Source organism: Dyadobacter frigoris (genome assembly GCF_005280585.1).
GTDB lineage: Bacteria > Bacteroidota > Bacteroidia > Cytophagales > Spirosomataceae > Dyadobacter > Dyadobacter frigoris.
Window position 1 is genome coordinate 26,060 of sequence record NZ_SZVO01000005.1, and the last position, 25,081, is coordinate 51,140.

At 38.7% G+C, this 25,081-nt stretch carries 21 protein-coding genes; 5 read left to right on the forward strand and 16 right to left on the reverse strand.

From position 1 onward, the window contains the following. Positions 1–133: 133 nt before the first annotated feature. A complete protein-coding gene (locus FDK13_RS11500) occupies positions 134–2,020 on the reverse strand; it encodes a RagB/SusD family nutrient uptake outer membrane protein (protein ID WP_137340149.1) in 1,887 nt (628 codons plus the stop codon). Positions 2,021–2,033: 13 nt separating this feature from the next. Beyond that, the gene (locus tag FDK13_RS11505) at positions 2,034–5,285 is read right to left on the reverse strand and encodes a SusC/RagA family TonB-linked outer membrane protein (protein ID WP_137340150.1); all 3,252 of its coding nucleotides are present in this window, start codon (positions 5,283–5,285) and stop codon (positions 2,034–2,036) included. 621 nt (positions 5,286–5,906) lie between these two features. On the opposite strand from FDK13_RS11505, the gene FDK13_RS11510 reads away from it, so the two are divergent. Continuing rightward, positions 5,907–7,265, forward strand: coding sequence for a vanadium-dependent haloperoxidase (locus FDK13_RS11510; RefSeq protein ID WP_137340151.1), 1,359 nt, complete (start codon positions 5,907–5,909; stop codon positions 7,263–7,265). A gap of 187 nt (positions 7,266–7,452) precedes the next feature. Here FDK13_RS11510 and FDK13_RS11515 read toward each other — a convergent pair whose 3' ends face one another. The 7 genes from FDK13_RS11515 to FDK13_RS11545 all read right to left on the reverse strand — a co-directional run bounded on the left by FDK13_RS11515 (position 7,453) and on the right by FDK13_RS11545 (position 12,826). Next, complete coding sequence (locus FDK13_RS11515; RefSeq protein ID WP_137340152.1) at positions 7,453–8,268, reverse strand: M23 family metallopeptidase; 816 nt, start codon at positions 8,266–8,268, stop codon at positions 7,453–7,455. Positions 8,269–8,336: 68 nt separating this feature from the next. Beyond that, positions 8,337–9,227 carry a glycosyltransferase family 2 protein gene (locus FDK13_RS11520; protein ID WP_170982783.1) on the reverse strand — a complete coding sequence of 297 codons (891 nt, stop codon included), beginning with the start codon at positions 9,225–9,227 and terminating at the stop codon, positions 8,337–8,339. 969 nt (positions 9,228–10,196) lie between these two features. Further along, positions 10,197–10,445: a glycosyltransferase family 2 protein gene (locus FDK13_RS11525; protein WP_137340154.1), complete on the reverse strand. Its 249-nt coding sequence runs from the start codon at positions 10,443–10,445 to the stop codon at positions 10,197–10,199. 115 nt (positions 10,446–10,560) lie between these two features. Continuing rightward, the gene (locus FDK13_RS11530; protein ID WP_137340155.1) at positions 10,561–10,971 is read right to left on the reverse strand and encodes a hypothetical protein; all 411 of its coding nucleotides are present in this window, start codon (positions 10,969–10,971) and stop codon (positions 10,561–10,563) included. Between the two features lie 39 nt (positions 10,972–11,010). After that, positions 11,011–11,391: a hypothetical protein gene (locus FDK13_RS11535; RefSeq protein WP_137340156.1), complete on the reverse strand. Its 381-nt coding sequence runs from the start codon at positions 11,389–11,391 to the stop codon at positions 11,011–11,013. A 253-nt stretch (positions 11,392–11,644) separates the two neighbouring features. After that, positions 11,645–12,046 (reverse strand): hypothetical protein, encoded by a 402-nt coding sequence (locus tag FDK13_RS11540; RefSeq protein ID WP_137340157.1) that lies wholly within the window; start codon positions 12,044–12,046, stop codon positions 11,645–11,647. A gap of 12 nt (positions 12,047–12,058) precedes the next feature. Beyond that, a complete protein-coding gene (locus FDK13_RS11545) occupies positions 12,059–12,826 on the reverse strand; it encodes a hypothetical protein (protein ID WP_137340158.1) in 768 nt (255 codons plus the stop codon). Between the two features lie 152 nt (positions 12,827–12,978). On the opposite strand from FDK13_RS11545, the gene FDK13_RS36095 reads away from it, so the two are divergent. Genes FDK13_RS36095 through FDK13_RS11555 form a run of 3 tightly spaced genes read left to right on the forward strand, consistent with a single transcriptional unit; the run spans position 12,979 to position 16,624 of the window. After that, positions 12,979–14,253: a peptidase domain-containing ABC transporter gene (locus FDK13_RS36095; RefSeq protein ID WP_229216012.1), complete on the forward strand. Its 1,275-nt coding sequence runs from the start codon at positions 12,979–12,981 to the stop codon at positions 14,251–14,253. Beyond that, positions 14,157–15,284 (forward strand): peptidase domain-containing ABC transporter, encoded by a 1,128-nt coding sequence (locus tag FDK13_RS36100; protein WP_229216013.1) that lies wholly within the window; start codon positions 14,157–14,159, stop codon positions 15,282–15,284. The genes FDK13_RS36095 and FDK13_RS36100 overlap by 97 nt, the downstream gene beginning before the upstream one ends. Positions 15,285–15,310: 26 nt before the next feature. Next, positions 15,311–16,624, forward strand: coding sequence for a beta-barrel domain-containing protein (locus tag FDK13_RS11555; RefSeq protein ID WP_137340159.1), 1,314 nt, complete (start codon positions 15,311–15,313; stop codon positions 16,622–16,624). A 213-nt stretch (positions 16,625–16,837) separates the two neighbouring features. Here FDK13_RS11555 and nadB read toward each other — a convergent pair whose 3' ends face one another. The 3 genes from nadB to FDK13_RS11570 all read right to left on the reverse strand — a co-directional run bounded on the left by nadB (position 16,838) and on the right by FDK13_RS11570 (position 20,558). Continuing rightward, complete coding sequence (gene nadB, locus FDK13_RS11560) at positions 16,838–18,418, reverse strand: L-aspartate oxidase (RefSeq protein ID WP_137340160.1); 1,581 nt, start codon at positions 18,416–18,418, stop codon at positions 16,838–16,840. 108 nt (positions 18,419–18,526) lie between these two features. Next, complete coding sequence (nadA, locus tag FDK13_RS11565) at positions 18,527–19,522, reverse strand: quinolinate synthase NadA (protein WP_137340161.1); 996 nt, start codon at positions 19,520–19,522, stop codon at positions 18,527–18,529. A 229-nt stretch (positions 19,523–19,751) separates the two neighbouring features. After that, positions 19,752–20,558 carry an alpha/beta fold hydrolase gene (locus FDK13_RS11570; RefSeq protein ID WP_137340162.1) on the reverse strand — a complete coding sequence of 269 codons (807 nt, stop codon included), beginning with the start codon at positions 20,556–20,558 and terminating at the stop codon, positions 19,752–19,754. Positions 20,559–20,645: 87 nt separating this feature from the next. Between FDK13_RS11570 and FDK13_RS11575 the strand changes: the two genes are divergently transcribed. Further along, positions 20,646–21,068 carry a winged helix-turn-helix transcriptional regulator gene (locus tag FDK13_RS11575; RefSeq protein ID WP_137340163.1) on the forward strand — a complete coding sequence of 141 codons (423 nt, stop codon included), beginning with the start codon at positions 20,646–20,648 and terminating at the stop codon, positions 21,066–21,068. An 81-nt stretch (positions 21,069–21,149) separates the two neighbouring features. On the opposite strand, the gene FDK13_RS11580 is transcribed toward FDK13_RS11575, so the two are convergent. The 4 genes from FDK13_RS11580 to FDK13_RS11595 all read right to left on the reverse strand — a co-directional run bounded on the left by FDK13_RS11580 (position 21,150) and on the right by FDK13_RS11595 (position 25,078). Beyond that, on the reverse strand, positions 21,150–22,571 hold the full coding sequence (locus FDK13_RS11580; protein WP_137340164.1) for an inorganic phosphate transporter: 1,422 nt from the start codon (positions 22,569–22,571) through the stop codon (positions 21,150–21,152). Positions 22,572–22,825: 254 nt separating this feature from the next. Further along, a complete protein-coding gene (rlmN, locus tag FDK13_RS11585) occupies positions 22,826–23,875 on the reverse strand; it encodes a dual-specificity RNA methyltransferase RlmN (protein WP_137340165.1) in 1,050 nt (349 codons plus the stop codon). Between the two features lie 142 nt (positions 23,876–24,017). Beyond that, entirely contained in the window at positions 24,018–24,632 is a 615-nt protein-coding gene (locus tag FDK13_RS11590; RefSeq protein WP_137340166.1) for a CvpA family protein, read from the reverse strand. After that, a complete protein-coding gene (locus FDK13_RS11595; RefSeq protein WP_137340167.1) occupies positions 24,629–25,078 on the reverse strand; it encodes a GatB/YqeY domain-containing protein in 450 nt (149 codons plus the stop codon). Before FDK13_RS11595 ends, FDK13_RS11590 begins: the two co-directional genes overlap by 4 nt. Between the last annotated feature and the right edge of the window lie 3 nt (positions 25,079–25,081).

Sequence of the window (25,081 nt, forward strand, 5' to 3'; positions counted from 1 at the left end):
TGAAACAGAAAATAGATGATTTTATAGAAAAAAGAAACTATGCCTGCACGAAGCAGACATAGTTTCCGGTAAATTTAAACAGTATGATAAATTAAATTATACTGATTCATTATTTAATATCAAGCCCGCTGAATTATTTATCATAACCAGGATTTTGAAGCAATAATTTGTTACGGTTGCTTTCATCACGACCAAACGGACGGAAGTACATTTTATCCAGCCACTGACGGTTTTCATGTTGGACATCTTCCACAGGAGAATAGGTATAAGAGTAAACCGACTCATCATGTTTGTAAGGCTCAGTCATCGATTTACCCGCTTTGAATTTACCCAAAACGCTGATGAATGTAAGTTTTCTGCCCAGCGTAGTTGGTGCGATCATCCAACGTCTTGCATCGTGATAGCGTTGCTCCTCATAAGCCATTTCAATTCTTCTTTCCTGACGGTAAGCCGTAGTAAGATCAGCTCCGCTTGCTTTGATAGCTGGCATACCTGCACGGTAACGGATTTTATTCAACCACAATAATGCATCTGCTTCATTACCCGTTTCAATAGAAGCTTCAATAAAGTTGAAAACTGCTTCGGTGTAACGGAAGAATGGCCAGGGAATATTCTGACGATCTGTGTTGTCAACCAAATTAGGATTTGGATCGATAAACTTACGAACGTAGTAACCTGTACGGCTACCGTTCCAGTCTTCAATAGAGCTGCTGCGTGTATCCAATCCCTTTCTGTTAATCAATGCACCTTTACTATCAGCAAGGTCGTAAGTTCCCGTCTGGATTTGGTTAGCCGGATCAACGTTACCAGAGATTTTATCACGCGGTTTCCAAGGAGCGCCATCATACATAATACTTGCATAAAAGCGTGGATCCCGGTTTACATAAGGAGCCGCTGCATGTACTGGATTAGTCCAGTGGAATGTTGTACCATCCATCATTTGATAGTCATCAACAAGCAAACCGATTGGCGTATTACCAGCCCAGTTATGGTACCCGTTAGGGCCATTGTTCAAACCTGTCTGACGGGCACCTTCGCTTTTACCAGGAGTAAACTGACGTGCAAAGATTAGATCAACAGATGCAGAAGCATCTAATGTCCCATCGGCACTTCCGCCTCCCATAGCCAAAGAAATGTAGTTTAATCTTCCCTGTTCAGCAGTAACCGGCGCAGTAAGATTCAATTTGTAACCAGATGCTACGTCTACTACTGCTTTTGCAGCAGCCAATGCAGCAGTCCAGCGAGCCTTGCGGTCACCGCTAACATAACCTAAAAACTCAGGATTTGCATAACCGGAAATAACACTTGATTTCGATTTGGCAGTTGGAATATCATGCAGATCACTGGCCGCATAAAGAAGAACACGTGATTTCAAAGCCAGTGCAGCCAATTTGGTCGCACGCCCTGATTGCAAAGTTTTACCACTAAGGTAAACAGCTGCACTATCAGCATCTTTAATAATGAACTTGATACAATCATCATAAGTATTTCTTGCTATGGTATAATCTTCACCAAGGCCATATACTTTTGAAACCAAAGGAACAGAACCATAGTAGCGTACAAGTTGCTGGTAGAAGTAAGCACGCAAAAAGTGTGTTTCACCTTTCAAGCGGTCTTTCAGAACCTGATCTGTAAAAGAAGTACTAGAGTACAAATTCTGAAGAGCAATGTTACAGGCACGAATACGTGTATACATCGGGCTCCATCTGTATGTATCATCTTCCCAACCAAGGTTTGAAGGGCTTAAACTACCTTCATTGATCGTATTGATGTTTCTGCCGGTATGGGTAAATACCGATTCATCCGTCAGGGAAGCAAGCATTTGCTCAGCGAACCCTCCTTGCTGCAAACCATTGTAAATTTCAGTAACAAAGGCTTCAGACAATGCACCATCTTTCCAGACAAGATCCGAACTGATTTCAGTTTGCGGGGTCGTTTCCAGGAAGTCTGTGTCACAGGATACCAAACCAACGGTACCGAGTAATCCAAAAAGTATTATATTCTTATAATTGAATTTCATAATTTAATATTCGTTAGAATGATACGCGAACACCCATGTTAATAATTTTCGACTGAGGATAATATTGTCCGCTTGTGTTAGTGGACTCAGGATCCCAGATTTTAATTTTATCCCATGTCAGGATGTTTAGTGCATTTGCATAAACACGGAAGCTTCCTACACCAATTTTTTTACCAAGATCAGATGGCAGGTTCCAGCCAATTTCGATGTTTTTCAAACGTAGGTAATTGTTACTTCTCAAATAATAAGTATTTGCCCCTGCGTTACCAGTGTTGGTATAATAGGTATTGTTACGGTTAGCCAAACGAGGATCAGTTTCACTTGGGTGATCGATCGTCCAACGGTGGTCGTAAGCGTATTTCAAATAGTTACCGATATCACCTGATTCCGTTTGCCCGATATACTGCAAACCACCCGTTGCTCCCTGAAACAAAATCGCGATATCAAAAGCTTTGTAGCTCGCGTTAATTGTTGCACCACCTGTGAAAGTCGGACGCTGTGTTTTATCCTGACGAACTCTATCATCCGCATTGATTTTACCATCACCATTCACATCCTTGAACTTCATATCACCAGGACGAATTGTTCCTGTGATTGGGCTGTAATCAAGTTTGTTTGCATCAATAGCAGCCTGATCTTTGAAAACGCCGTCATACTGATAAGCAAGGAATGCCTGATATTGTCTACCGGTTGTTGTCTGGTAAGAAGGGATACCAGGAGTTTCATCCCAGAAAGTGATTTTGTTTTTGGCATAACCGCCATTCACACCAAATGAGTAATTCAAATCGCCCGCGTTTCCGTCGTAGCTAACTTTGAATTCATATCCTTTGTTTTTCATTTTACCCAAATTCACAGGAGGAAGTTTTCCATCGATACCTGCCGATGAAGGCGTAGAACCTGTCTGCTGAATAAGTATTTTAGAACGAACATTGTAGAAATAATCAAACTCGAAGTTAATTTTCCCTTTAAACAACGATCCTTCAAAACCTACGTTTGAGTTATTTGCAACTTCCCATGTGAAGTTTTTATTAGCAACGCGCGCTTCGTACAATGACTTAACAACCTGATTGTCCAGAATGTAAGAGTTGAAAGACATTGTAGACAAATACTGATATTCAGCCAATGTAGAACTGTTTGGCAAATAAGCCTCAGCTCCCATTTGTCCCCATGAAGCTCTTAATTTCACGTTATCAAGAAATTTGATATTGTTTTTCCAGAAAGTTTCTTCTGACATTCTCCATCCGGCAGATACACCAGGGAAGAAACCCCAACGACCCGTTTTAGGGAAAATGTAGGAAGCATCCGCTCTCCACAAGAATTCAGCAAGATATTTCTCTTTGTAGTTGTAACCCAAACGTCCAAAATAACTCAAACGTGCACGCTGATAAATATCTGTGTTGTTGTAAGTAGTACCATTTACAGTAACAGATCCGGAGTTACCGATGTTCTGTTCAAGGTTACCACCCGCATAAAGTTGATCAGCAACTGGTGAGATAAAATAACGACGGTAAGCAAAAAAACCATCCGCATCAACTTTCTCGTGCTGAACACCAGCCATTACGTTAAATGCATGTGCTCCAAAAGTCTTGTCATAGTTCACCTGACCTGTCAATAACACTGACAATTCCTGAGAAGAAGTTTCAGTAAGACGGGCATCATTGAAAGTAGAACGAACAGAACCTGTCAACAATGGAGAAACTCCGTCAGCTTCATACGTTTTTTTATCCCAATAGTAAAGTTTCCATGGCTGAGCAAAGTTTTTAACACGGCCAAACTTTTTATCGATTGCAGCTGATCCTGTTACTTTCAAACCTGTAACACCTGGAATAAGCACTTCAACCGATCCATTGGTTTGAACGTAATCTCTTTTATCGCGAATGTACCCTGTTGAATTGGTTGTGATAAGAGCCGGATTTTGTCCGTTTTCAATATCAGGACCTGGTAATCCGTTTGGCCAGATAGCAATTTCAGTTGGCTTACCACGCATCAACATACGGAAGATAGCGCCTGCGTCACCACCATTAGGTTGAAAACGGTATTCTTCACGTGCTGCAATACCAAGTTTTGCAGTTACATACTTATTGATTTTTGCATCAAGATTGATACGCAAGCTGTATTGTTTGTAACCTGTTGCCGAGTTTTTGTAAATACCATCCTGATTTAAATAACCAAGGGAAGTAAGATATTTTACGTTTTCACTACCACCCATCAACTGAAGATTGTGACGTTGCTGTGGTGACCATGGTTTGATAACTTCCTTGTACCAGTCGGTATTTGGGTGAAGCAAAGGGTCTGAACCGTCCTTGAATTTCTGGATATCTGTTGGTGTAAAAACTGCATTAACTACGTCACCTTTTGTAGTCTTATAGCTTCCGTTTGTGTTGAAACCAGTCAATGCACCATTCCACTCAGCTGTTGGAATGTTGTCATAAATTTGCAATTCGTTACGGATCGTAGCGTATTCACCAGCATCCGACATTTTTGGCGTACGTGTAGGACGAGCCAAACCGAAGTTGTAATCATATGACAATTGAGGCTTGCCTGATTTACCACGTTTTGTAGTGATCAAAATAACCCCGTTACCTGCACGTGATCCATAAATCGCAGCAGCAGCATCTTTCAAAACAGAAACGCTTTCAATATCAGCAGGATTGATACGATCCAAACCACCACTACGGTTAGGAACACCATCCACCACGATAAGGGCATCGCTATTACCCAAAGAGTTGGTACCACGGATACGGATTGCCGATCCATCATAACCTGGCTCACCACTTGCCTGAACCGCCGATACACCCGGAAGGCGTCCGCTCAATGTATTGGAAAGGTTGGCAGCTGGTGCTTTTTCAAGCTCAGAACCTTTAACAGCAACTACCGAACCGGTCAAAGTTGCTTTTTTTGCAGTACCGTAACCAACGACTACTACTTCATTCAGAGATTTTACATCTGTTGCCAGCGTAACATCTAAAACAGATTTGTTGTTAAGGGGAATTTCTTGTGTTAGGTAACCGATAAAAGAAAATACTAATACTGCGTTTCCGCTGGCTGTGCTAACGGTGTAATTACCTTCAATATCCGAAACGGATCCTGCTGTGGTTCCTTTCACCACAACACTTACACCCGGCAGGCCCTGGCCTTGATCATCTTTAACTTTACCTTTTACAGTGGACTGAGCAAATGCTCCAAGTGCCACACCAAAGGCAAGAAAGAGAGAAAGAATATATCGTCCCTTGAAACGACATCTACTTTGAGTATTAATTCCCATAGATTAATTGATAAAATAATAAAATAGTTGGTAAAATCTTTAGACTTGTATCCCTGGCGGACGCACCGATGCGAAGAATAATCGCGAAAAACCTAGTGTCGAAAACACACAATTAGCAGTAAAAAAAAATGTAAATTTTTAGCATTCAATAGGGGTTAAATGTGACAAAAAAAATAATTTCATAACGTTCGAAACAGTAGCTTTTGAGAACAACGGATTACAAAACTCCTTATCTACATTAATATATCAAATAAGTCCACGAATATTCTTTTTACTCATTTGGATATACAAAAAGATATTAAATTTATCACAAAAAAAAGCACTCTTTATTTATGAATATGTTTTATAAGAAAATAACAATAATAATCAACTAAACTGTTTAGCCTTTGATCAAAATACAAGAGATAACTGCAAAAAAAATACCAATTCATTTATTTCATGAAATTTCCTAACCATAAAAAAATCGATCTCAAAAGCTATTGACTAACTAGATAATTTCTTTTTTTTATATTGATTTTCTTATTGAAAATAATTGGCCTGCTATTAATTTTTCTTGATTATCTTCGTGAGTTACTCTGGTATATTTGTTACCCGACCATTCGTAATTTTTTAAATTATACAATGAAATTTATAAGCATCAGCATACTGGTTTTAGCTACCATTTTTACCTACTCATGCAAAAAATCTTCTACGCCTGAAGAATATAACGCAAAAGCATCGGACCCCAAACTTTTCCACGAAACCACCACGCAGCTCACGGATGTAATAATCCATGATATATTCAAACCTCCTGTTGCAAGCCGGATATATAGTTATTCCTTTCTGGCTGCTTACGAAGCTCTGGTGCCAGGCTATCCGGAATATCAGTCACTGGCCGGACAAATCAACAAATTTACAACACCACCAAAACCTGAGCCAGGCGCGGCATATTGTTTTCCGCTGGCAAGCATAAAAGCTTTTACAGTGGTTGGCCGGACGCTAACCTTTTCGGGTAACCTGTGGGATGATTATGAAAAGGATCTTTTTCAGAAATATGAAGAAATGGGCATTCCGGAAGATGTATACAAACGATCTATTGCCTATGGTGACACAGTTGCAAAGCACGTTTTGGCCCATGCATCAAAAGATCATTACAAAGAAATACGCGGTTTCCGTTATACTGTAACCAACGAGCCCGGTACCTGGGTACCAACGCCGCCAGCTTATGCTGATGCGTGCGAACCTATGTGGAACACCGTAAGGACTTTCGCGCTGGATTCCGTAACACAATTCCGCTGTCCGCCGCCAGCCAAATACGATCTAAACAAAAACAGTCCGTTTATGAAACTGGCTATGGAGGTTTATAACATAGGAAAGAATCTAACAGAAGAGCAAAAAGCAACGGCTTACTTTTGGGATGACAATGCGTTTGTAACCAATGTGGTCGGTCATGCGATGTTTGCCAATAAAAAAATGACTCCGGCAGGCCACTGGCTGGCCATCATCAAAAACGTGACAACAGACAAAAAATTAAATCTGATGCAGGTCAATGAAACTTACACTTTGGGAGCACTTTCTCTTTTTGACGCATTTGTTTCGTGCTGGGATGAAAAATACCGAAGTGTACGTATACGTCCGGAAACAGTAATTAATAATAACTGGGACCCAAACTGGAGGCCATTTCTGGAAACACCGGCTTTCCCTGAATATGTAAGCGGGCATAGCACAATTTCTGCTGCCTGTGGAACGGTACTAGCTAAACTAATTGGCGAAAATGTAGCATTCACCGATACTACCGAGAAAAAATACGGACATGGTGTCAAGTCGTTCAAGTCATTTAAAGAAGCTTATTGGGACGCTTCCATTAGCCGTGTTTATGGTGGAATCCATTACCGTGACGGCGTGGAAGAAGGAACCCGTTTGGGTGAGAAAATCGGTGCTAATGTGTTGAATCGGGTGATTACGAGGAAATCACGGAAGGTTGTTGCCTCGGCTAAGTAACTAACCCAAGGTTTTAACATTGGGTCCAAGAGCATAAGTCTCCCCCGGTTTAGCCATTGAGATAATCTTACTTCAAAGAAACTACTCTTAGGTAGCTATGGCTAAAGCCAGAGATATTTCGGCACATGTATCCTATGCAGAAATTCATTATAAAATGCATTTTGACAAATGAACCTTTATTTTTTTGTTAATAACCCTTCATATAAAGACATTTCTCCTGTAAATATTCAGAATTATTACCATCACCAATCCTGAATTTTGTTCTGACAGTCTGATATTTTTCGATACCAAGTAAGAGCGAACAGGAGAAATGCAGATGTGGACCGCTGCTGAAACCTGTGTTTCCACTTAGGCCTATCACCTGACCTTTTTTAACAATATCGCCAGCTGACACTTTTGATCCATTTTGCATCAGATGTGAATAGTTGGCGATTGTGCCATCTGAATGGTAAATGAGTATGTAATTATGCATTTTCTTACACTCTTCTCTCAGGCATGACTCTGTATTGCTCTGTACAACTTTGACCACAACACCTTCCCTGACAGCCGCAATCTCCGTTCCCTCTGCCATTATAAAATCCAGCGCATTATCATTTTGGTGGGAGAAGCTCCCATGGTATCCCTGGACAAGATAATAGTCTTTGTTTTTTAGAAATGGCAGATCATATTCATACGCCTCATCGTATCTGATATTATAGATATTACCCAAACTGAAAAGATAATTATATGAGAATTTATTAGGCATTGCAGGATATATAACATCTAATTCTCCCAACAGAAACTTCTCGGTTTTTTGAGGTATTACAAAAATCTTCTTTTCACCTTTTGAAAAGCTAAAATTAACTAAGTTCAAATCCAGCGACATGGTAACAGGGCAAAAGGCATTATTATCTGCGTAAAGGATGTAGCCATTGTTTTTCTTTTCGAAAAAGACACGAATCTCTTGCTGCGCAAAAGCAGAAAAACATAGCAGATTAGAAATGAGGATGAAGAATAATTTCATGAAATGTGTGTCTTATATTGAAAAGAAATAGTTGTAGCACAGCAATTCAATTTGCTGACTTCAATACTTTAAAAAAATAAATCATTGATTTTTTTGTGGAAATCATTCAACCATTTCGCACCATATCTTTTGTTAAGAACCGGAGAATTCAATATTTTACAAATCCATTGATCCAGTCCTTCTTTCTTAATAGCCTCTGATAAAAAAGGACCGGCCAAACCGAAACAAATTGCTGCATGCAATTTTAATTCTTCAACGGAATGGATTATGTCCAATTTTTCAAGTTCTCTGGACAATAATGAAAGTACTCTTATTTTCAAATCCCTTTGGTGCCTGTTACAACTATTATCAGAATACCAGCGGTACGAAAGCCCTAATATTGACAGATTGGTAACCTTACAAACTTCTGAAAAGCGGATCCATAAATCATGATCTTCGCAATATTGGAATTCCGGATCATATCGTAGTTTCCGGGCAATTTCCGTGCGCATGGTTACTGAGGAGTGAGCAAACTGATTGCGAAAAATTAAACTCATCCGCAAAGTATCATGATCAGTCAATGTTTTACGTGTATGGATTATCCAACCATTTTCATCAATCGTATGATACCAGCAGCCGACCATTCCGTAATTCTTATTCTTCTCTAAAAAATCTACCTGGCTTTGTAATCTGTCACCAAGCATAAGATCATCTGCATCCATACGGGCAATGTACTTCCCCTTGGCCAGATCCAAACCACGGTTCAAACTGGCAACAATACCCATATTACTTTCATTTTTGTAATAACGTATACGTTTATTGTCTAGTGTTTTAACCAGTTCTTCGGTATTATCGGTACTTCCGTCATCAATAATAAGGATTTCATAATCAGTGTATTTCTGGGAGAGCACGCTTTGCAGGGCTGACTGGATATATTTTGCTCCATTATAAGAGGGGATCAAAACGGTCGTTTCTGGCATATTTAATAAAAGGAGAAAAAAGAGCCCCGGTGCTGCCATCGGGACTCTTAAAATAATTACAATACCGATCACCATTGATAAACTTTACATCCCATTAAATCCAACGGCCAAAAACCAATCGATTTCGTAATACCATAAAAATAAAAGGAGACAAAATGATGAAAGCCAACATACACCAATAAACCAGACGGCCGCTTTTACTATTTAAGAACACATCACTTCTATCCCTTGAGTATATTTTCAAATACCTTTTATTTCGAATGAATAAGAAATAAATTATACCACAAGATATAGAAAGTATCAAATATCCATCTGTTTTTGAAATGCCAAGATTCCTACTCTCCGGATTTGTTAAGACAGTCAAAACGGTTATAACAAGCAAGGTAAAACAGCACAAGACCAGTGAAGAGATAAAAAAAACCGTTATCACAGGAGTATCTGTTTTATGTTCCGTTTTACGCGAATAATAACTCAAAATCACGTAAAATAATTTATCAAACATAATGTACCACTAAGGATTCAACAAACATTCCAGTATAATTCACCTGCTAAACAGACCCAAATCTCTGACGACATATCCAAAAATGAAAGTACCGAAAATAGAAAGTATCCAGAACGCCCAGAAAAATATCTTGATTTTTTGGGTAACGACAAAATGATAATTTTCTGTTAGACCCGTCTCTTTGGATACTTTATAGACTTTAAAGAGTAGGTAATATACCACTGAACATAGAACTACCGATAACGTTAAACTCGTTATATATTTATTAGAAGTACCTAAGCCAGAACGTTCATTTGTTATTTCTTCGATAACTATCACCAGAATATAAAATATCCCTCCAATTCCCATACTTACCTGGAGAAGAGCGGTATACCACGCGGGGCTTTTTACCGAGCCATCCAAATTATATTTATGATGCATGGTAAAAAAAGTATAATAATAGATATAAAGAAATTTTATCATTTGACTCAATCCTCCTGTATAAATTCATACATTTCCCAGGCAAACAGAACAGTACCGCCACCCATCCATGGGTTATAACCACCATTTACTCCACTCAAACTTCCACCATTGGAAAAACCAAATGCTATCATGCTTCCATCATCAATAATCAGGATTTCATAATCAGCGTATTTCCGGGAGAGCACACTTTGTAGGGCTGATTGAATATATTTCCCTCCATTGTACGTTGGAATAAAAACTGATGCTTGTTGCACTTATAATGAGCGATTTAGTAATAAACGGTTACGGCACAAATGATATTCTTGCACCGTAACCTTAAATTAATTTCAAGACTTTTAACTATTTGGATGTATCCCACCGCAAGAGGCGTTATTTTACAACATCATAAATAAAACTACCTTCTATTTTTATAAAAATAATAGGTGATAACAACAACAAGATATAAATACCCCAATAAATCCAACGTCCTGTTTTACTGTTTAAAAAAGAATCGCTCCGGTATTTGGAGTAAATTTTGAGATATCTCTTATTTAGAATAAAAAGTAAATAAACCGCCAAACTTGATGCGGCACCAATACCCAGAACCGTAATTTTTGATAACTTAAGTAAGGGGTAAACAGGGTAATTAATAATATCAATTGAAATAAGAATTAATAAATACGCCAAGCAGAAAAAAAGCATTGAAAAAATAAAGAAAACCGTTATTCCAGGTGTGTCAATTTTATGCTCCGTGTTACGCGAATAGTAACTCAAAATCACGTAAAATAATTTATCAAACATAATATACCGCTAAGGATTCAACAAGCACTTCTGTATAATTCACACGCTAAACAAACCCAAATCTCTGACGACATATCCAAAAATGAAAGTACCGAAAATAGAAAGTATCCAGAACGCCCAGAAAAATATCTTGATTTTTTGGGTAACGACAAAATAATACTTTTCTGTCAGACCGGTCTCTTTGGATACCTTGTAAACTTTGAAGAGGAGGTAATACAATATGGAGGATATCATCACAATTAAAACAAGGCTGGAAATATACTTATTTGAACTTCCCACACCTGAGCGCATACCACTTATTTCTTCCCAAACTATTAACAAAAAGTACATCAATCCTATAACTCCAATACTAACCTGAAGAAGGGCCGTATACCAAGCAGGATCTCTTACAGTACCATCTAGATTATCTCTATGATGCATAGAGAAAAAAGTGTAATAATATATATACAAAAATCTTATCATTCTAAGGATGCTCATTTATACACTCATGCATTTCCCAAGCGAATAACACCGTGCCACCAATTTATTACTATACCTCCATTTAATCCCAGTACAAAAAGACGAGCCTCGGAACACTGGGCCCAAATTTGTTCAAAAGGAAAGGTCACGACGCACCAGAGTATTTCCACTCGCCGTGACCTCGTATTAATTGTCAACTGAACACCCCAATTACTTAGAAGTTCAGTAAACTAAATCTTATTTCTATATAAATAACAGGCGACAACAGCAACAAGATATAAATGCCCCAATAAACCCAACGTCCCGTTTTACTGTTCAAAAAAGTGTCGCTTCGGTATTTCGTGTATATTTTGAGATATCTCTTATTCCGGATAAACAGTAAATAAACCAAAGCACCAGATGTAATAAGGATGCCTAGCATAGTAGGTTTTCCGATAGTAAGCTGTGCATGATCAGGATAATTAATAATATCAATTGTTGGAAGAATCAATACATACGCCAGACAATAAAAAAGGATCGTAAAAATAAAAAAAACAGTTATTCCTGGCGTATCAATTTTATGTTCTGTGTTGCGGGAATAATAACTCAAAATCACATAATATAGTCTATCAAGCATAGCGATCATTTATTATTCAAATTCACCTTTAATTAACAACCAACTACCAGACACGGCAAAACCAACGAGATTAGATTTAAGAAATAAAGAACCGACACTGATACCAGCATCCGCCCAGTGAAGAGCAGATGCACTTCTATCACCGTCATTTAAATCAGCAACTAATGTACCAACAGCAAAAGCAGCTGAACTAATACCCAATACCTTCCCTGCTGCATTGACGATCCCTACACCTTTTAAATTTTCCAGATTCAAATCGCCAAGTACATCCAAAGTAACTATATTGTTCAAAACAGTAGCTGTATTCAACCTTCCGGCAAAAGCAAGGTTCGCTACTGAATATGTCTCTTTCCATGCCAAGCCATGTGAAATGGCAAAACTGACCTGATCCTGAAGGTCAAGAAAAGGAGTTAATCCATTGACATTCCCATTCGATGAATTATAGCCATTAGGAGAATTGTTTAAATAGCCGTTAGAACTCAGACTAGCACTACTAGAACCTTCACTATACCCACCACCGGCAGTAGACCCATTTTGCGGATTATAATATCCATTACTGGTATTGCCAGCGTTGTAGCTGTTACCAGATCTTATCGTTACCTCATTCAAATTATCGCAGGCTGTCCACGGGTCATTAGAGCTATCTCGATAGTAGGAAACTCCGTTAGAGGCATTCCAATATTCCCGATCTCCTCCCAGGATACACCATTGCTGATTGTCAGTTAGTAGTTCCAATTCCTGCTCAAGCAGGTCTAAAGCTAATATCGCTTTTGTACGCATAATTCATATTGGTTTGGTTGGATAAATAAATTTGATTTTTAAATATATCATCCTAGTTTTACAAAAAACAAAATATTTATATTTTTAATCAAAAAAATCATATTTTAATCAAATTTTGCATATTTTATTCGAATCATTCATAAACACACACCATGATGTTCAATAAGTTTCCTTCCGACATGCAAATGGATATGATGGATTGCGGTCCGGCCTGTCTCAAAATGATAGCGAAGTACTATGGCAAATATTATTCTCTTCAATACTTACGGGACCTGTGCGGTAATACCCGTGAAGGAGTTTCCTTACTGGGAATCGGCCATGCAGCAGAAAAAATAGGTCTTCGCAGCCTTTCTGCAAAATGTACATTGGAAGATATTTTGTACAAGATACCTTTGCCTGCCATTATACACTGGAATAATAATCACTTCGTAGTGGTGTACAATGCAAAAGCAACGGCCAATTGGAAAAATAAGAATCCTTCTTCCAAAGAAATCACTAAGGCAACTATTTACGTTTCAGATCCTGCAAAAGGGCTGGTAACTTATACTTCCGAAGAATTTACAAAATATTGGGCGCAAGTCAACCACAATAATAATGATAATAAGGGAACCATCCTGATCTTACAGCCCCAGGCAGATTTTAAACAACGTCATGCAAATGAGAAATCGGAGCGGAGAAAAACGCTTCAAAATTTCTTAGGTTATTTTACTCCTTATAAAAAAAGTTTTCTCAACCTTTTTATTATCATGCTGCTGGTAACATTGATGCAGGCAGCACTTCCATTTATTTCCAAGGCTGTCATTGACGTCGGCATTCAAACGCATGATCTGGATTTTATCAATATCGTATTGTTTGCAAATGTTGCACTCATAGTTTGTATTACCCTAAGTAATGCTGTCAGGGACTGGATATTGCAACATCTTACTTCACGCGTGAATATTGCCCTGATATCGGATTACCTCATCAAGCTCATGAAACTGCCTGTTACTTTCTTTGAGAACAAGATGATGGGTGATATTTTACAGCGGGCCAATGATCATGAGCGGATTAGAAGTTTCATCATGAATAACTCGCTTAACCTGATTTTTTCAGGGCTGACGTTTCTCATTTTCGGGATCATCCTTTTGATTTACAATACAATCATCTTTTATATTTTTTTAGTTGGCAGTATTCTTTATGTCTTCTGGATACTTGGTTTCTTACAGATACGAAAGAAACTGGACTGGGAATATTTTGAATTGACCGCAAAAAATCAAAGCTACTGGGTGGAAACAGTAGAAAGCATAACCGATATAAAGATCAATAATTATGAAAAACAAAAACGCTGGAAATGGGAAAGTATACAAGCAAGGCTGTACCAGGTCAATATGCGGGTGTTGACTATTACAATGCACAGAATCTTGGAGGACAATTCATTGACAATCTAAAAAATCTGTTTATAACATTTTATTGTGCAAAAGCAGTTATCAACGGTGAGATAACTTTTGGTGTCATGATCTCAACACAGTTTATTATTGGAATGCTCAATGGCCCTGTCGTCCAATTCATTCAATTTATTATTTCTTTTCAATTCGCTCAAATAAGTTTTTTAAGACTTAATGAAATACATCAGTTACCTGACGAGGATGAAGATACCGGACAAAATAATATTGAATTACCGGAGAAGAAAGACCTGATAATAAAAAATGTCGCCTTCCAGTACACACAGGTTTCACCACTTATTCTTCGGGGTTTACATCTTATTATACCGGAAGGAAAAGTAACAGCGATTGTGGGTGACAGTGGAAGTGGTAAATCAACCTTACTCAAATTACTTCTTCGATTATATAAACCTTCTTATGGCGAAATTACAATCGGCGGACTAAACATCAACAATATCAGTTTACATCAATGGCGTGAAAAATGCGGCGCTGTAATGCAGGATGGAAAAATTTTCAACGATACCATTTTAAATAATATAGTTCTTGACGATGAAAAAATGGATTATCAGCGTTTGCGCAAAGCGGTTGAAACTGCAAACATTGCTGCCGAAATAGAGTCCTTACCGTTAGGTTATCAAACTAAAATGGGTGAGCAGGGACGCGGACTTAGTGGTGGACAAAAGCAAAGAATTTTGATAGCAAGAGCGTTGTATAAAGATCCAGACTACTTATTTTTTGACGAAGCAACCAACGCACTGGATACAATTAACGAACAAAAAATCGTGAAAGCCTTAGATGAAGTATTCAAGAACAAAACGGTAGTGGTAGTAGCACATCGCCTGAGTACGATCCGGAAAGCAGATCAAATTGTGGTGATGCAAGGTGGGATGATTGTGGAAATGGGCAATCATGATTTTTTACTTGAAAGGAAGGGGCATTATTACAAATTGGTACAAACACAAACCGATTTACAAAGTAGCACTGCGCCCATATCAAATAAAGAGAGTATTGAAATTATTACAAATGTCCAATCATGAAATGATGATATCTTAATCAAAAGCATATGGAAGACATTACAGAAAAAAACTATCCCCGAACAGAGGAAATTCAGGATATCATTGAGCGAATGCCAACAAAATTCGGCTCACGAATTACATTACTGATTCTATTAATTATTACGCTTATATTGTTTTTTGGCTGGCAGGTTCGTTATCCTGATATCGTTTCAGGACAGGTAACAATCAATGCTAATCAAGCTCCGTTAAAATTAGTCGCAATGGGCTCGGGGAAATTGCAGTTAAAGAATATTAAATCGCAAGATGGTGTTAAGGAAAATCAGGTAATTGCATATATAGAAAATTCGGCTGATGTGAACCATGTGAGCATGCTTTCAGAAGCAATTTCTAAAATTAAATTCCCGATTGAGAATGCACCTGATTTATATGAATCCTTGCCGAGGGAAATTTCAGCAGGAGAACTCAGCAGTACTTATTTCAGCTTTCTTAATGCTGTAAAACAGTTATCCGACTATCATAGCAATAGAAGTTTCGATCAGCAAACAGAAGCATTTCAAAAATTAATACTGCAACAGCAACGCGTATTAATGGTGTCATATGAAAGATCAAAAATCAGCTCGGAAAACCAAAGATTATACAGACGCTTTTTTGACCGTGATTCCACTTTACTTCGTAATAAAGTTGTGAGCAAAGCAGATTTTGATCTTACTAAAATAAAGTTTGTAGGCGCAAAAGATCAATATCAATCCACCCTGCGTGATATCGCCAATGCACGTGAGCAAGTAAGTCAAACGGAAAGTAAAATCCAGGAAACTGCTATTCTCAAAAATGAAAAAGAAAGACAGCTTGATTTAGAGTTATTAACCACTTACAATGATCTCAGTGATAAAATAAAAGCCTGGCGACAAAAGTATGTTTTTGTTTCACCATTCGCTGGTAAAGTCCAGTTCTTGAAATTTTGGAACAACAATCAATTTATTCAGACAGGAGAGCCCATCTTCACCATTGTCCCCAAACAGGAAGCACTTTTTGGACAGGTTCTTTTACCTGCCATGGGATCAGGTAAAGTGAAAACAGGGCAGGAAGTCATCGTTAAACTTGAAGATTACCCGTATATGGAATACGGCTCAATAACAGGAAAAGTCAACTCCATATCCCTCACTTCAAATTCAGTTAAAACATCCGAAGGAGATGTAGAAACTTATCTCGTTACAATCAGTTTTCCCGAGGAATTGAAAACAAATTATGGAACGAAACTGCAACCCAAGTTTGAGATGAAAGGATCAGCAGAAATAATCACTAACGACCGAAGACTTATTCAACGTTTCTTTGACAATCTTAAATATGTCGTTAAAAAGTAGGAATTCCCCCAAATACCAATACCTTATGCCCATGTTTTAGCAAGAAAAATAGGGCAATAATCATCTGGGAGAAACTAATAGCGAAGATTTAGTTGAATGGCTATTGCTAAAGCCGGAGGCATTTTAGCATTAAAAACCCAAGGTTAAAACCTTGGGTTACTATCTTTTTGTCGATAATATTTACATTTTTCTTTTAGGAGAAATCCCCAACAATCAACTCTTCACATGATCCGCATTAAAGTGCAAACCTATATTTTCACGTCTCGCCATCGCCATTTTAATGATCAGATAAGAAACAGAAATCATATTTCTTAATTCACAAATTGCTACTGAAACTTTGGACTGGCGATACAATTCTTCATGCTCCTGGTGCAACAATTCCAGGCGGTCATAAGCACGTTTCATACGACGATCGGTACGGACAATACCTACGTAATTTGACATAATGCTGTTTAACTCACGCGTCATTTCTGTTACCAAAACATTTTCTTCAGGATGTGTAGTGCCTGAATCATCCCACTCAGGAATATTATCGGGTACAATCGCTTTATCAAAACTTTCCAGTGTGCTTTGATAAGCCCGGTGACCAAAAACTACTGCTTCCAACAATGAATTTGATGCCAGACGATTTGCACCATGCAATCCTGTACAAGCGCACTCTCCTACCGCATACAGGAAATTAATATTTGTTTTTCCCCATTCCGTAACACGGATTCCACCACACATATAATGCTGGGCAGGAACTACGGGAATCATTTCTGTTCTTAGATCAATACCAGCATCTAAACAATACTGTGTGATGTTTGGAAAATGTTCCAGAAATTTTTCGTAGTCACAATGGCGTACGTCCAGATATACATGATCCACCCCGTTTTTCTTCATTTCCGAGTCAATGGCACGGGCAACGATATCACGTGGTGCCAGTGAAAGCCGGTCATCATACAATTCCATAAAAGTACTTCCGTCAGCACGTTTCAGAATTCCACCGAAACCACGAACTGCTTCTGAAATAAGGAATGAAGGTTTTTTTCCGGGAAGGTAAAAACTGGTTGGATGAAACTGGATGAACTCCATATTATCACAAATCCCTTTGGAACGATAAGCCATGGCAATACCATCACCCGTTGCGATTGTAGGATTTGTTGTACTTTGATAAATATTACCAATTCCACCTGTTGCCAACATCGTTGTTTTGGCCAAAAACTTTTCAACCTGTCCTGAACGGCGGTTCAAAACATAAGCGCCAAAACATTTAATATCTTCACGGTAACGGTAAACTGTTTCCCCCAAATGATGCTGCGTAATTAACTCCACCGCATAATAATGGGTGAAAACTTCAATATTTTTATGACGTTTGACTTCTTCTAAAAGTGCACGTTCAATTTCTGCTCCTGTAATGTCTTTAAAATGCAAAATCCGGTGGTCAGAATGTCCGCCTTCCTTGGCAAGATCATAATTCCCTTCCGGCTCTTTATCAAAACGGGTACCATAATCAATCAATTCCTGAATGCGTTCCGGCGCTTCTTTTACGACGATTTCAACAATATCAGGTTTGTTAATTCCATCCCCTGCATCCATTGTATCATGGATATGCTTTTCAAAGGAATCCGATTTATCCCAAACGACAGCTATGCCACCCTGGGCATATTTAGTATTCGTTTCATCAGCTTGTACTTTGGTAATAACGGCAATAGAAACGTGCTCCTGCGTATTCTCAAAGTGTCGTGCCAGTTTTGCAGCATAACTAAGTCCGGCAATACCGGAACCGATGATCAGGAAATCGAACTGGGGCATAGGATAATGGTAAACGTGTTTCAATAATTTGACTGACAAGATATGGGATTTTCGATAAAGACTGTGCCAAATCCGAAAATCCCATTTCTATCATCTATAAGTCCGGAATTAAATCCCTTTACTCAGTTCAAGCATCCGGTTAACCGATTCAAACGCTTTCAGACGAATATCTTCGGGTACAAAAATCTCAGGCTGCTCGTAATAAAGTGCATTATACACTTTTTCCAGCGTGTTCATTTTCATGTAAGGACACTCTGAACATGCGCAGGTATTGTTATCAGATCCTGGCGCAGGTATCAGTTTTTTATTTGGAACCGCCTGTTTCATTTTATGCAGAATACCGGCTTCGGTAGCTACAATAAATTTGTCATGATTTGATTCCTGAACAAATTTCAAAAGTCCGGTCGTAGAGCTTACAAAGTCCGCTTGCAACAGAATGTCTTCCTTACATTCCGGATGAGCGATTAACAAAGCATCAGGATTTTCTTTACGAAGTTCGGCCAGTTTTTCGCGGGAAATATCAATATGGACGATACAGGCGCCATCCCACAAAACCATCTCCCTACCCGTTTTCTGAGCTACATATCTTCCCAGATTCGCATCCGGAGCGAAGATGATTTTCTGGTCTTTTGGTAAACTGTTTACGATTTGTAAAGCATTGGAAGAAGTACAAACAATATCCGTCAAAGCTTTGATTTCTGCCGAACAATTGATATAACTGATCACGATATGATCAGGATATTTTGCTTTGAATTCAGCAAATTTATCGGCAGGTGCAGAATCTGCGAGTGAGCAACCGGCGTTCAAATCAGGAATAATTACTTTTTTATTCGGGCTTAAAACTTTTGCCGTTTCGCCCATAAAATGAACACCGCAGAAAATGATCATATCCGCTTCCGTAGCGGCAGCCTGTTGTGATAATCCTAAACTATCTCCTATATAATCTGCCAAATCCTGAATTTCTGCACTTACATAATAGTGTGCTAAAATGACTGCATTTTTCTCCTTTTTCAATCGGGTAATTTCGGCAATCAAATCAATATCTTCTGCAATCGTTTCAGTCACATAACCGTAACGCGCTACTTGTTCTTCAATGGTTGTCATTATGGTGAATAATTGGCTTTTTGTTGATTGTTAAAAATCCAGACCGAATTACGAGAATATACTTTTCAAAACCAAAGAATACGGCTGGTCTGACTCAGACCGGGATATATCTTCAAACGGCTTTTGTATGTTACAATAGAAACACGTTTTTACCTGTTCTGGTTTATGGTAATAAAAAAAACTTCTCCCGGCGCGTGGGAGAAGTTTTCCTTTTTTACTTAACTATAATTTATTTACTAATCTTTTCAAGCAAAGCCGAAAGTTCATCCGGAACTGTTATCATGGCGTCATGTCCGGTATTTAACGAATAATGTTTCCAGTTTTTATCATTTTTTACACGATCCGAAAAGGTTTTCAACACGGGCATTTGCGGATTTGTACAAGCAATATAAATCAGCGGCAAATGATTGCCGTACGGATTTTTTAGCACCAAAGTCTGCGTAAAAGTTTTGAAAGGTTGTGGAGTCAGTCGTTCGTTTATCCATTTTGCATCTTCTTTATTTGTAATACCAAATGCCTCAACCGGAAACGAAGGAATACTAAGCCCATTACTGCTTTTGGATGAATTTTCGGAATACTCCCGGGCTTCTTTTGGATGAACAGAAAGAGCGCTTTCCCCATTTCTAACAATCATTGCATCCAGAAATATTAGCTTATTAAGCCGTTCTGGAATTCTGTCGGCCACACCGGCGATGACTGTTCCTGCATAACTATGGCCGACTAAAATCACATTGCGCAGATCTTCCATGACAATCAGATTGACAATATCTTCAATATGGGTATCCAGATTTATGTCTTTATTTAAAGTATTCCGATGTTCCCCTAGTCCGCTTAACGTTGGCGTGTAAACCTCAGCTCCATTTGCCCGAAGATTTTTACTCACCTTTTGCCAGCACCAGCCGCCATGCCAGGCGCCATGAACTAAAACATATACAGGATTTTTTTGAGTCGATTGAGCGTTACTGATAACGGAACTTAGTATCAATACCGACAGAAATAAATGTGAGATTACAGATTTAATTTTTATTGATTTCATATAAATTAATTTTTTCTGCAAAGTTCGTTCATCAATATTCAGGCGTCAATAACTCACCCGAAAGTGAGTTTAAAAACAAATCATATTATGTCAAGTGAAATAAAAGAAAGCTCGACCAATGCTCAAAATCTGAAAGTACTGGCCGCATCCTGCGAGGTAAATGAAATCCTGACGAATATTAGTCCAAGATGGAAAATGCAGATTTTGTATAGTGTGTCAAAAGGCGTACAACAATTCAGCAGATTAAAAGAAGCATTTCCTTCCTTATCTGATCAGGTTTTAGGAAAAAGGTTGGGTGAATTGACAGAAGAAAATCTGGTCAACAAAATGGTTTTGACAGATAAAACCCCTACTCAGGTTATTTACGAAGTGACTGAAAAAGGAACAGAACTTTTATCAATAATCCTGGACTTGCATATATGGGGACAAAAATACCGAAAGATTGAAAACAGGAATGTTTGCTCACTGGTTAATTCTGAATTACAATTAAACGAAGAAACCGTCCAGTGAATAATCACAAGACGGTTTCAGTATATTTTTTTAGCAAACTAATTCAAACCCAAACCAACAAAACTAATCGCTAAAAGCTAGTTAAAGTATCCAACGGAAGAAAGCATACAAACTTCCTGACAAAATCATGGTTACGGGCAAAGTCAGAATCCAGGCAATTACAATATTACGGATCGTACCTGCCTGCAAGTTTTTAACTCCCTTACTCGCCACCATCGATCCTGCAATACCGGAAGACAGTACGTGTGTTGTACTAACGGGTAATCCAAGGTACGAAGAAACACCAATTGTACTGGCTGCTACCAATTCCGCAGAAGCACCTTGCGCATAGGTTAAATGTTGTTTACCGATTTTTTCACCAATGGTAATAACAATTCTTTTCCAGCCAACCATCGTTCCTAAACCCAGGGAAAGTGAGATCATTAAAATAACCCAGTCAGGCGCGTAATCTGTAAATCTTCTTATTCCTTTTTCTCCGCCAGCCTGACCTTTCAAAAAGGCTGTATCAGATGAGTTAAGATTTGCGTCTCCGTTTTCAAGGATTGTTTTTGTATTACGGCTTATTAAAAGCAATGATTTCCGTGCATTCATACGCACTTCTTTCGGCAATTTATTATCAACCAAAGGTTTATTCAGCTGAATAGTAAGCAGTGCTATCTCGTTTTTAATTGTATGCCAATGTTCACGATCTGATGCCGACAACCCAACTGTATCTACCCGGCCAATTGTATCGTCTATTCTGACAAGCTCGGTTTTCATTTCATTTGGATTGATACTATTGTCAAGAGCAAAATGCGCAGGAACAATTCCTATCAATATCAACATCACAAGGCCTACACCTTTTTGACCGTCGTTTGATCCGTGAAAAAAGCTAACTAATGTACAAGTTGTAATCAAAATAGCACGTATCCAGATTGGAGGTGCCGTATTTTTTTGAGGCTCGCTGAATACTACATCACGAAGTGGTTTGGATAATGCACGTCGAAGAATAAACATGATAATAATTGCCAGCGCAAAACCAAAAATCGGCGAAGTCAGCAGCGAAGTAAAAAGCTCCTGTGCTTTTGCCCAGTTTACACCAGCACCGTGCGTATTTTCCGGCATAAAAGTAAATGCCAGACCAACACCCAGGATAGAGCCGATCAGTGTATGTGAACTGGAACTTGGCAGACCAAACCACCATGTACCCAAATTCCAGATAATTGCGCTAAAAAGAAGCGAAAATACCATAGCAACACTATGGTAAACATTTTGATCAATCAATAATTCGACGGGAAGAAGATTCACAATTCCCATTGCAACGGCGATTCCACCAAAAAATACACCCAGGAAGTTACAGAAACCAGACCACATTACGGCGATATTTGGTTTCAACGAGTTGGTGTAAATTACGGTTGCTACGGCATTGGCCGTATCGTGGAAACCGTTTACAAATTCAAAGGCACATGCCGCTAAGAGACTAAAAGCGAGAAGGAGGAAAATGTCGGTTTCAAGACCAAACATAAGAAGTGTATAAGTTTACTTTATAAAACTCACTTTAATGATAGTTGCAGAATAAATAGTTCGGCAGGTCCACCACTAGGTAAGAACATGATTTCGAGGCAAAACTACTGATTCTTTACAAGTGCAATGTTAAGAAATTGTTAAGTAAATTCATATAAACATTAACAAAGCACTTTTATTTTGGGAAGTTATGCGGGGAATAGGCAGAAGTATCCCGTTGACTATTAAAATCAGTTGATTTATTAAAAAAAGTTTTATTTTTCTTTGTTGGCAAGTTGTCCGCAGGCTGCATCAATATCCTTCCCACGACTACGGCGAACGTGAACCGAAACACCTCTGTCTTCAAGGAAAGCGGCGAATTTATCGAGACGGTCAGCTTCGGTATTTTTGAAATCAGCTTCTGCAATCGGGTTATATTCGATGATATTAACCCTGGCCGGAACACGTTTGGTGAATTCCCAAAGCTCTCTTGCATCTTCCAATGTATCGTTGAAATTATTGAAAACAATGTATTCAAACGTGATACGATTACCGGTTTTTTTGTAGAAATAATTTAATGCCTCAGCAAGATTATCCAGAGAATTGGATTCATTGATTGGCATAATGCGATTACGTTTTTCATCGTTTGCCGCGTGAAGCGAAAGCGCAAGACGGAAACGAACTTCGTCGTCACCCAATTTTTTGATCATTTTAGCAATACCCGCCGTCGAAACGGTGATACGCTTTGGTGACATATTCAATCCTTCCGGAGAAGTAATATGTTCAATCGATTTCAAAACCGCCGTATAATTAAGCAGAGGTTCGCCCATTCCCATATAAACGATATTGGTAAGCGGTGCCTTAAAACTGGCTTCTGCCTGGCGTGCAATGGCTACAACCTGATCATAAATTTCAGCTGCGTCAAGGTTTCTCTTACGCTCCATGTAACCTGTCGCGCAGAATTTACAGGTAAGCGAACATCCCACCTGGCTGCTCACACAGGCAGTCATACGGTCGGCAGCTGGAATCAATACACCTTCCACCAAATGTCCGTCAAATAGTTTGAAAGCAGATTTTATAGTACCGTCATTGCTTTGCTGTTGTTTGGCAACAGTCATGGAATTGATTACGAAATTTTCATCGATCAATTGTCGGGTAGCTAACGAAAGGTTGGTCATTTCGGCAAAAGATGACGCCGATTTCTTCCAGATCCATTCATAAATTTGTTTTGCACGGAAAGCTTTTTCTCCATGCTCAGCCATCCAGCTTTTCAACTGATCAACACTCAATTTCCTGATATCCTGCTTTTCTTGTACTTCAATCATTTTTTCTATAACTATTTGTCACCGGTTTTGTTGATGGCAACCTTAATTTTTGCAAAGGTACTGAATATCAATTACTAAAAGAATTTAAGAAAATCGATTCCGTATTATTGCATGAAAAAACCTAACAACGTTTCCTGAAAAATCATTCGTTTTCCATATCCGATTTCTTTTTCCGGTTTTCAGGTTCTTCCTCCGTCACATCCTCATTTTTATCATCTTTTTTATCTTTATCCAGATATTCAGATTTCCAGTCTCTGATAAGCTCGCTGCCTTCCGGCATTAAGCTTAATGCTTTGGTGATAACATTTGGAGCAACCGGAATAATCAACGGATAAATAAATGTATCAGCCGTGCGATGCTCAGGCAGTTTTACACCGATCATATTAACCAGCCAGAAAAATACACTGATCCCGAAAACCCAGGTAAAAATACCGACTATAGCGCCGGCAAAACTATCGAAAGTTCCTAAAATAGAATATCGGAGCGAGCGTCTAATCCGGTAGCCAAATTGATTTAATAAAAATATTGTTGGAAAAAAGACGGCAGAGAAACCTATATAAGGTAGAATTTTTTTGGCCGTACCGTCACCAAAATACGGAGTGAGAACTTCCATTCCCAATCCAAGAAATTTAAATCCGAGGATCATGGCTACCACAAGTCCTGCAATCCCGATAATCTCGATCAGCAGCCCCTTACGGTAACCATGTATAGCACCCCAAAGTAATGGAATCAGGATAAGAATATCCAATAACTTCATGCGAGCAAACTCTTTACTAATGTAGAAACAACGCGGCCATCTGCTTGTCCGGCCAGTTCTTTCGTTGCAACGCCCATCACTTTACCCATATCAGATGGACCCGTTGCACCAACGCGGGTGATGATTTCCTTTATTTTTTCAGTAACTTCTCCTTCTGATAATTGCTTTGGTAAAAACTGCTCAATAATCGCAAGTTCTGCTTCTTCTTTTTCCAGAAGATCAGGGCGGTTTTGCGTTTTATAAATATCGGCCGATTCTCTGCGTTGTTTTGCTGCTTTTGTAAGCAATTTCAATTCATCGTCAGAAGTCAGTTCGCCGGTTCCGCCACCTTTGGTTTCTTCCAGTAAAATCATTGACTTGATCGCACGCAAAGCGCGTAATGAATCCTGATCTTTGGCCCTCATGGCATCTTTAATGCCTGATTCAACCTGGGTTTTTAATGACATATG